Below are 7,592 nucleotides of genomic sequence, written 5' to 3'. Positions count from 1 at the left end.
TACTCGTTCGGACGGATGTACTCAGCGAGAACCGGCCAGGCGCGCCTGGGGTACCGGCCATCGAAGAAAAGCATCAAGCGCATGGTGGAAACCATTCANGNGCTGACGGCTCGANCCGGGTTAGGGCAAGACACCACAGAGNTGGTGGCGAAGTTGAACCGCACGCNGCGCGGATGGGCGAACTACTTCANTGTAGGCACCNTCANCAAAGCGTATCGGGCGATCGACAACTACACCGCTGTGCGGTTNCGCCGNTGGTTGCGNANCAAGCACAAGGTCAGGCGACGCAGGGGCGGGACNTATCCACTCTCGCANCTNTACGGGCACTTNGGGCTCGTACGNCTAACCGCNCTTGGNCGCGACCAGCCGTGGGCGAAGGCGTGAGGTCTTGTCCGAGAGCCGGATGCGGGAGATCTGCCTGTCCGGTTCGACGAGCGGGATGTGGAAACGGAGTCACGGCTACACCACTAAGGCACCGCCAGACGAAAGAGGCGGAAACAGATATGTGCAGCCTAAAGCCAACGCGCCACATCTCGACTCTACCAAGATGCGAAAGACTCGCATCGAGCACAAGTGGTCTGGTCTTACTCAGAGATCCGACCTAACAGCGGACGTGCTGAATAGGCAGCAACGGGCCAACAGCAGAGTCACTCGCTGCAGCATAGAGCATACTTATTCGACCCCCCTCGTCGAAGCGTCCAACCAACGCGACGGTTGGCTCTAACCCGAGAGCCTTGGCAGTTTTGAGGTCTATGAAGAGGTCCACTCGTGTTGAATGCTGCACAGGAAGATTGGCCGGCTTCTCGCCGGCGAGTATTCGCCCGGCGTAGATGCCGGCATGATGAAAACCGCCTAAGCAGACGATCGGCGAGACGTTGATGGCGCAAATTAAAGGTCATTAGTATTGACCAACGTTGTCGGACACAGAGACCTACACTGCGGGCTGGTCCGCAGCCTGCCCGGTACCGACCGCTGTTGGGTCCGCAGTTGACAACAACAGTCCTGATCGGATTATCTGCACAAACAAACATCGAACGAACGCAGGCTATACTGATGTCGGCCTATGTTCCCCATGGTGTTATCCCGGCGGTGTTGCTGCCGTTTGGTACCGACCTCGCGATCGATGAGGCAAGCTTTCGCAAGCATCTGCGGCACGTCGCCGCTACGCCGGGCATTTCCGCGATAACGGTCAATGCGCACTCGACCGAGGTTGCCTCCTGCACCTTCGACGAACAACGCCGAGTACTCGACATTGCTCGAGACGAAATTGGGAAACGCATCCCGATTGTCAATGGCATATGGGCCGATGGCAGCCTGGAAGCGGCGCGCATCGCCCGCATGGCGATGCAAGGCGGTGCATCGGCGTTGCTTGTGTTTCCTCCCGGCCCATTCACGCTGGGCCAATCTCCAGAGATGGCGCTGACGCACTTCAGACACATCGCGGGCGCCACGGACCTGCCGCTGATCGCATTTCAGTATCCGCTGTCGACCGGACAAGGTTATCCGAAGGACACGCTGCTGCGCATGTGCGAGGAGGTGCCATCGATATGGGCCATTAAGGACTGGATCGGCGATGTTGCGCATCACGAATGGCACATCCGCACGCTTCAGCATTTGCCGCGGCCGGTTAACGTGCTCACGACGCACAGTGCGTGGCTGTTAGCGTCCCTGGTGATCGGTTGCAATGGCCTGCTATCTGGAAGCGGCAGCGTCATATCCAATTTGCAGGCACAGCTATTCCGGGCCGTGCAAGCCGACGATCTCGCGGAAGCCAGGCGCTTGAACGACCGCATCGAACCCCTGGCCCGCTGTTTTTACGCGGAGCCGCGGGTGAATATGCACAACCGCATGAAGGAAGCGCTCGTGCAGCTCGGAAGGATACCGCGCGCCGTTGTACGACCGCCGCTCGTGAGGCTTGACCGCGCCGAGGTCGCACGCATCCGCCAAGCTCTCATCGAATCCGGTTTTGTCGACGAAGTGGCCAACAGCAGCGCAGCTTAGGTGGTGCTACTTCATAAGAAGTCTAGTGCATACTGCAGACTGATACGAGAGAGCCCGAGGCCGGGTCTTGGAGGGGGAGGAAATGATGATGTTGTTAAGACGAAGCGCCCCAGGGCACGGATATTTTTGGTTTGTACTGTTCGGTTCATTGCTGGGGGTTGCTCCCACGCAGGCGCAGAACACGGCACCACCCGGCGCGACGGTAAAGCTCGGCATCGTTAGCTTTTTGACCGGACCCGCGGCCGCACCGTTCGGCATTCCCGGGCGCAACGGCGCCGAGATCATGATCGAGGCGATGAATGCAGGAAAGGTGCCGGCGCCCTTCGACAAAGTCGGCTTCGGCGGCAGCACCATCGAATCAAAGTATATCGATGAAACAGGCTCCACAGCCAACGTCGTCACTGAATTCCGCAATCTCGTGCAGCGCGACCAAGTGGATGCCGTGGTTGGCTACGTCTCCTCGGGCAGTTGTCTCGCGGTTACGCCGGTAGCCGAAGAGCTGAAAGCGCTCACGGTATTCTACGATTGCGGGACGCCCCGCATTTTCGAGGAAAGGCCGCGGGCCTACGTCTTCCGCGTCAGCCCGCATGCGACCATGGATAACGTCGCAGCCGCGCGCTACCTGCTAGCCAAGAAAAGCGATATCACCAGCTATTCCGGCCTCAACCAGAACTACGCCTGGGGCCAAGACTCCTGGCGGGACTTCGCTGCCGCGATGCAAGTGCTGGCGCCCAAGATCGTCGTGGACAAGGCGCTGTTCCCGAAGCTGTTCGCGGGCGAATACGGGACCGAGATTTCGACGCTCCTGACGTCAAAATCGCAGGTGCTGCACACGAGCTTCTATGATGGCGACCTTGAGGCATTCATCTATCAAGAACAGGCGCGCGCGCTTGATAAGCGCATGACGATCCTCGCGACGACTGGAGAAGCCGCGATCTGGCGCCTGCGCGACAAGATGCCGAGCGGCACCATTATTGGCGCGCGCGGTGCGAATGGCCCGCTTGCACCGGACAGCGAACTGAATCGCTGGTTCCAAAAGATCTATTCCGATCGCTACGGCACCCCGCCGACGTATCCCGCGTATCAAATGGCGATGTCGCTGCTTGGCTTGAAGCTCGCCTACGAGAAGGCCAAGACGGGCGAGGCGAAGCCGATCACGGATCAGGTGGCGGCTGCGTTCAAGGGCATTGAGTTTGAGGGCCCATCAGGCTCGGTTAAGCTTGCCATCGGCGATGGACACCAGGGCATCTCTGAGACGGCTTATGGCACCTACCGCTTCAACAAGGAGACGAATGAGCCCGAGATTGTCGACATCGTGCGCTTTCCGGCCGAGTGCGTGAATCCGCCGGCCGGCGTGAATGCCGACGGCTGGATTAAGGGCGGCATGAAGGGCGCCAAGTGCTAGTCCCATTCCGTCGTGGAGCGGGCCATACTAAAGCCCCAGCGCCGTTCGACGCCCACATCGGTACATTTCGGTGCTGAACGCTTTTGCCGTTCTGATCGACGGGTTGGTCTACGCCGCCTACCTGTTCATCGTTGCCATCGGCTTGACGCTGATCTTCGGCGTCATGAAGATCCTGAACGTTGCGCATGGCTCGTTTTTTACATTCGGCGCCTACGGCGCAGCGAGCGCCGTCGGCATCTATTTCAATCGAGGGCTGCCCGAGGCTGGGGGATATCTGCTGATGGTTGTTCTTGCGATGGCCCTTGGGCTCGTGCTCGGGCTTATTCTAGAGCGCGGCATCATGCGATGGGTATATGGCAGGGACGAAGTGGTGATGGCGCTGGTCACCTACGCTGCTTTTCTTATACTAGAAGACGTAGTCATACTGATATGGGGCCCGGGCTCGTATGCCGCTTATCAGCCGCTGCTTTCCGCGGGTAATATAGAGATCGGCGAACTCATCCTATCGAACTACGATCTCGGGTTGATCGCGGTCGCAGCGATGCTCGCCGCAGCATGCTATTGGGGACTGAAATTCACGCGCTACGGACGATTGCTGACTGCGGTGATTTTCGATCGCGAGACCGCTGCAGCGTTCGGCATTAATGTGAGGGTCGTCTATACGGTGACTTTCGTGATCGGTGCGATGCTCGGTGCGCTCGGAGGCGCGATCATGGCACCGAAGATTGCTGTGACACTCGGAATTGGGGTCGAAGTGATCGTACTCGCTTTCGCGGTGGTGGCCATCGGGGGCATGGGGTCGATCGAAGGTGCGTTCGCCGGAGCATTGATCGTCGGTATATGCCGGGCTGCCACGGTTCACTTGTTCCCGCAGGTTGAGCTATTTGTAATTTATGCCGTCATGGCGCTCGTTCTCATGATCCGGCCTTACGGCCTGTTCGTTCGTGCGCAACCGAGAAAAATTTGAGATGGTACGGGGCGATCGGATTGCGGCGGGTTCGGCCTTCCTGGCGGCTGCGGTCGCAGGATTCATGCTGCCCGACTGGATAATATCGCTCGCCACCATCGCCTTCGCAAACGGTCTGGTGGTATTGGGTCTCATCGTGATGTGGCGGGCCGGCCTCGTCTCGTTCGGACAAGCGCTGTATTACTGCATGGGCGGCTATGCTGTGGCGCTAATCGGGCGATGGGGCGGCGTGACAGATGCCTTCCTATTGGTGCTGGTCGGTGGTCTGTCAGCCGCTGGTATATCTTTCGTGATAGGCTTTCTGCTGGCGCGCTACCGAGAAATCTTCTTCGCAATGCTCAGCCTGGCACTGTCCATGATTCTGTACGGGCTCCTCGTCAAAACTGAATCGCTCGGCTCGACTGATGGGTTGAACGTAATCGTACCTACTTTCTTAGGCTACGCGCCGCATCAGGAGAAGCTCATCGTGGCGCTCTACTTCCTGGTCCTCGTGGTCTGCGCGACAGCGGCTCTCCTGGTCGGTGCATACTTCCGCTCGCTTGCCGGGGCACTGGCGATCCCGGTGCGGGACAATGAACTACGGGTCGAATTTCTGGGCATGTCGGTGTCGCGGCTGATTCACACCAAGCTTGTGATAAGCGCGTTGTTGGCCGGCACGGGTGGCGCGCTCGCCGCGCTCGCGGTCGGCCATGTCGATCCGAACATGTCCTATTGGACAACCTCCGGCGAATTCGTGTTTATCACCATCCTTGCGGGTGCGGGATCGGTCGGCGCGGCGTTTGTGGGCTCGCTGGCATTCGAGTCGGTGCGGTCGTTCGCGTTCGCTATGCTTCCGCAGCTTTGGGAGATACTACTCGGCTCTGTGCTCCTGCTGACGATCCTCTTCCTACCACAGGGACTTGGCTCATTGATTGAGCGGTTGCACTGGGGCCGCGAGGCGAAGGCGCCATGAGTTCACCCATTCTCTCCGTCCAGGACTTAGGCAAGCGTTTCGGTTCGCTGTTTGCCGCGCGCGACATCACCGTCAGCATACCGGCGCAGCAGACCGTGGGCGTGATCGGCGCCAACGGAGCCGGCAAGACAACGTTCATCAATATGATAACCGGCCATCTACGGCCGACCAAGGGGACAATTCATTTCGAAGGTCGCGACATTACCGCGCTGCCTTCCCGCCAGATCAAAGCAATGGGTATCTCGCGGTCGTTTCAAGTGGCGCAAATATTCCCCTCCCTGACGGTATTCGAGAACATGTGCGCCGCAGCCGCGATCGGCCGCGCTCCGAAAACGCTCATAGGCCACGTACGCACGCCCCTCCGTTCGCAGGAGTCCGTCGCCGAGGCCAAAACATTGCTCGAATTGTTCCAGATTGCGCCTTATCGCGACAGCCTGGCAGCTACATTGCCGCAGGGCATTCGCAAGTTGCTGGACATCGGCATGGCGCTCGCGGGGGCTCCTCGCTTACTGCTGCTTGACGAACCGACCAGTGGTATTTCCATTGAAGAGAAATTTGACCTAATGCAGATCGTGATGTCGGCGTTGCTCAGTCGTAAGATCACCGTGTTGTTCGTGGAGCACGACATGGACATCATTGAGGGCTTTGCCGAGCGTGTACTGGCTTTTTACGACGGAACTGTTATAGCCGATGGCATGCCGGCTGCAACGCTGGCCGATCCCCGCGTTCAGACATTGATCAGCGGCCCCAAGCTGAGGTCCGCTGTCGGTACCGGCGCTCATGTTTAGGATCGCCAACCTCAGCGTATGGATTGGACCGATCCCGATCGTCCGCGGCGCCTCATTCGCGATCGAACAGGGTGAAATGTGCGGACTGATCGGTCGCAACGGTTCCGGCAAGACCACTTTGTTACGCGCCATCATGGGCGCGATTCCGGCCAGCGGAATAATCGAGATCGATCGGACCGACTTGCTGAGCTTGCCGTCTCACCTGCGCGTCGCGCATGGCATTGGCTACATGCCAGAGGATCGACGACTAGTCCCCGATTTCACCGTGGAGGAGAATGTCCGCTTGCCCGCCTTATCGCTGAAGATGAGGGGGGCCGATGAGCGGCTCAATTGGATTTTCCGGCTGATGCCGGAGGTCGCCCAGTTCCGTGCACGGCCCTCGCTCGAACTATCAGGCGGTCAGCAGAAGATGGTCGCATTGGCGCGAGCACTAATGGCTGGAACGCGCATGCTGTTGCTCGATGAGCCATTCGAGGGACTCGCTCCCGCGCTGGCGCGGCGGCTCGGCGAGGTGCTGGCGAACCTCAGGACCGAGGGCATTTCCGTCCTTCTCGCAGAATCCAATGAGGTCCACGTAGTCGACCTGCTGTCTAGAGCTTTCCGCATTGAGCGCGGATCAGTGCAGTGAGCACGGCATAACTGCAAAAAGGGGAATGTTGCCCAATCCGACGCTAAACTTCTTTCGGCCCTTTCCCGAACAGATTGCGAGCAAACAGTCGATCTCAGGTCGGCGGCCCGCACTGGACCTTAAGGCTTTACGATCTGCTGGGCGGAAATCGGAGTTCCTCGTCCAGAGAGGATTTCGCCGTGACCTTTATGAACGAATTCTCGATCTGCGGGACCGGATCTCGGAAGCCTTGCTCGGCCTGATCACGATTCAGCCCCTCGCCTGCGCTCTTGGGATCACAGCGTCAACAAACAGGTTGATCCGCAGGCCGGAGTATCTCCGTTGTAGGTCACGCGCGAAATAGCTCCAGGTCCGCGCTGGTAGTCCGCGTTATCCCGAACAGCCACGAAACGCGGACTCTGCAGGAGGTCCGGTGCGGGCCAAAATGCGAAGAACTCAACGTGAGCAAATCAAGTCCGCTATCCCCCACTGTCCAGACCTCGACGAGGCGTGCGGACACGTCGCAGAAGGGGCCAAGGGCCGACATGAGTTTATCGTGACGGCGANCCTCCCCGTCTTTTTGGTGGTGGGCACCTTTGGCAAGTAACATCCGCCAACGCCTTAAATATAGCCGGCGTGCGCTCCAAGCGGGCAATCGTTCGCGCACCTTCAAGAGCGGCTACCAATGCGGCTGCGGTCGAGGATGCGCGCGCGGGAGCGAAACCACACCCCCTAAAATGCTCCGCAACAATCTCGGTCGAATCAAAAAATCCGCGCGCTACCCGTTTTGTCAGCTCAGCGTCGAGCGCGGGGAGCTCATTCGCCAGATTTTGCATTAGGCATCCATACTGGAAATCAGAGGCGACCATTTC

The 7,592-nt window shown here is 59.1% G+C and carries 8 protein-coding genes; 7 read left to right on the top strand and 1 reads right to left on the bottom strand.

Annotated features, from left to right (window positions below; genetic code table 11):
- Nucleotides 1–15: 15 nt before the first annotated feature.
- The 7 genes from F758_RS53725 (at nucleotide 16) to F758_RS0142305 (ending at nucleotide 6,741) form a co-directional block, all read left to right on the top strand.
- Nucleotides 16–384 carry a group II intron maturase-specific domain-containing protein gene (locus F758_RS53725; RefSeq protein WP_035725232.1) on the top strand — a complete coding sequence of 123 codons (369 nt, stop codon included), beginning with the start codon at nucleotides 16–18 and terminating at the stop codon, nucleotides 382–384.
- 669 nt (nucleotides 385–1,053) lie between these two features.
- The gene (locus F758_RS0142330; RefSeq protein WP_024513425.1) at nucleotides 1,054–2,001 is read left to right on the top strand and encodes a dihydrodipicolinate synthase family protein; all 948 of its coding nucleotides are present in this window, start codon (nucleotides 1,054–1,056) and stop codon (nucleotides 1,999–2,001) included.
- A gap of 82 nt (nucleotides 2,002–2,083) precedes the next feature.
- Complete coding sequence (locus F758_RS0142325) at nucleotides 2,084–3,406, top strand: ABC transporter substrate-binding protein (protein ID WP_157450545.1); 1,323 nt, start codon at nucleotides 2,084–2,086, stop codon at nucleotides 3,404–3,406.
- Between the two features lie 70 nt (nucleotides 3,407–3,476).
- Nucleotides 3,477–4,373, top strand: coding sequence for a branched-chain amino acid ABC transporter permease (locus F758_RS0142320; protein WP_024513423.1), 897 nt, complete (start codon nucleotides 3,477–3,479; stop codon nucleotides 4,371–4,373).
- Nucleotides 4,374–4,437: 64 nt separating this feature from the next.
- On the top strand, nucleotides 4,438–5,325 hold the full coding sequence (locus F758_RS0142315; protein ID WP_245286778.1) for a branched-chain amino acid ABC transporter permease: 888 nt from the start codon (nucleotides 4,438–4,440) through the stop codon (nucleotides 5,323–5,325).
- The gene (locus tag F758_RS0142310) at nucleotides 5,322–6,113 is read left to right on the top strand and encodes an ABC transporter ATP-binding protein (RefSeq protein WP_024513421.1); all 792 of its coding nucleotides are present in this window, start codon (nucleotides 5,322–5,324) and stop codon (nucleotides 6,111–6,113) included. Before F758_RS0142315 ends, F758_RS0142310 begins: the two co-directional genes overlap by 4 nt.
- Nucleotides 6,106–6,741 (top strand): ABC transporter ATP-binding protein, encoded by a 636-nt coding sequence (locus F758_RS0142305; protein ID WP_024513420.1) that lies wholly within the window; start codon nucleotides 6,106–6,108, stop codon nucleotides 6,739–6,741. The genes F758_RS0142310 and F758_RS0142305 overlap by 8 nt, the downstream gene beginning before the upstream one ends.
- A gap of 530 nt (nucleotides 6,742–7,271) precedes the next feature.
- On the opposite strand, the gene F758_RS52685 is transcribed toward F758_RS0142305, so the two are convergent.
- Nucleotides 7,272–7,589 (bottom strand): LmrA/YxaF family transcription factor, encoded by a 318-nt coding sequence (locus F758_RS52685; protein WP_502689229.1) that lies wholly within the window; start codon nucleotides 7,587–7,589, stop codon nucleotides 7,272–7,274.
- Nucleotides 7,590–7,592: the final 3 nt, after the last annotated feature.

Origin of the sequence: Bradyrhizobium sp. ARR65 (genome assembly GCF_000472385.1) — a bacterium.
Lineage (GTDB): Bacteria > Pseudomonadota > Alphaproteobacteria > Rhizobiales > Xanthobacteraceae > Bradyrhizobium.
Note: the sequence above shows the minus strand (reverse complement) of the source record. Positions and strands in the feature narration are given on the sequence as shown.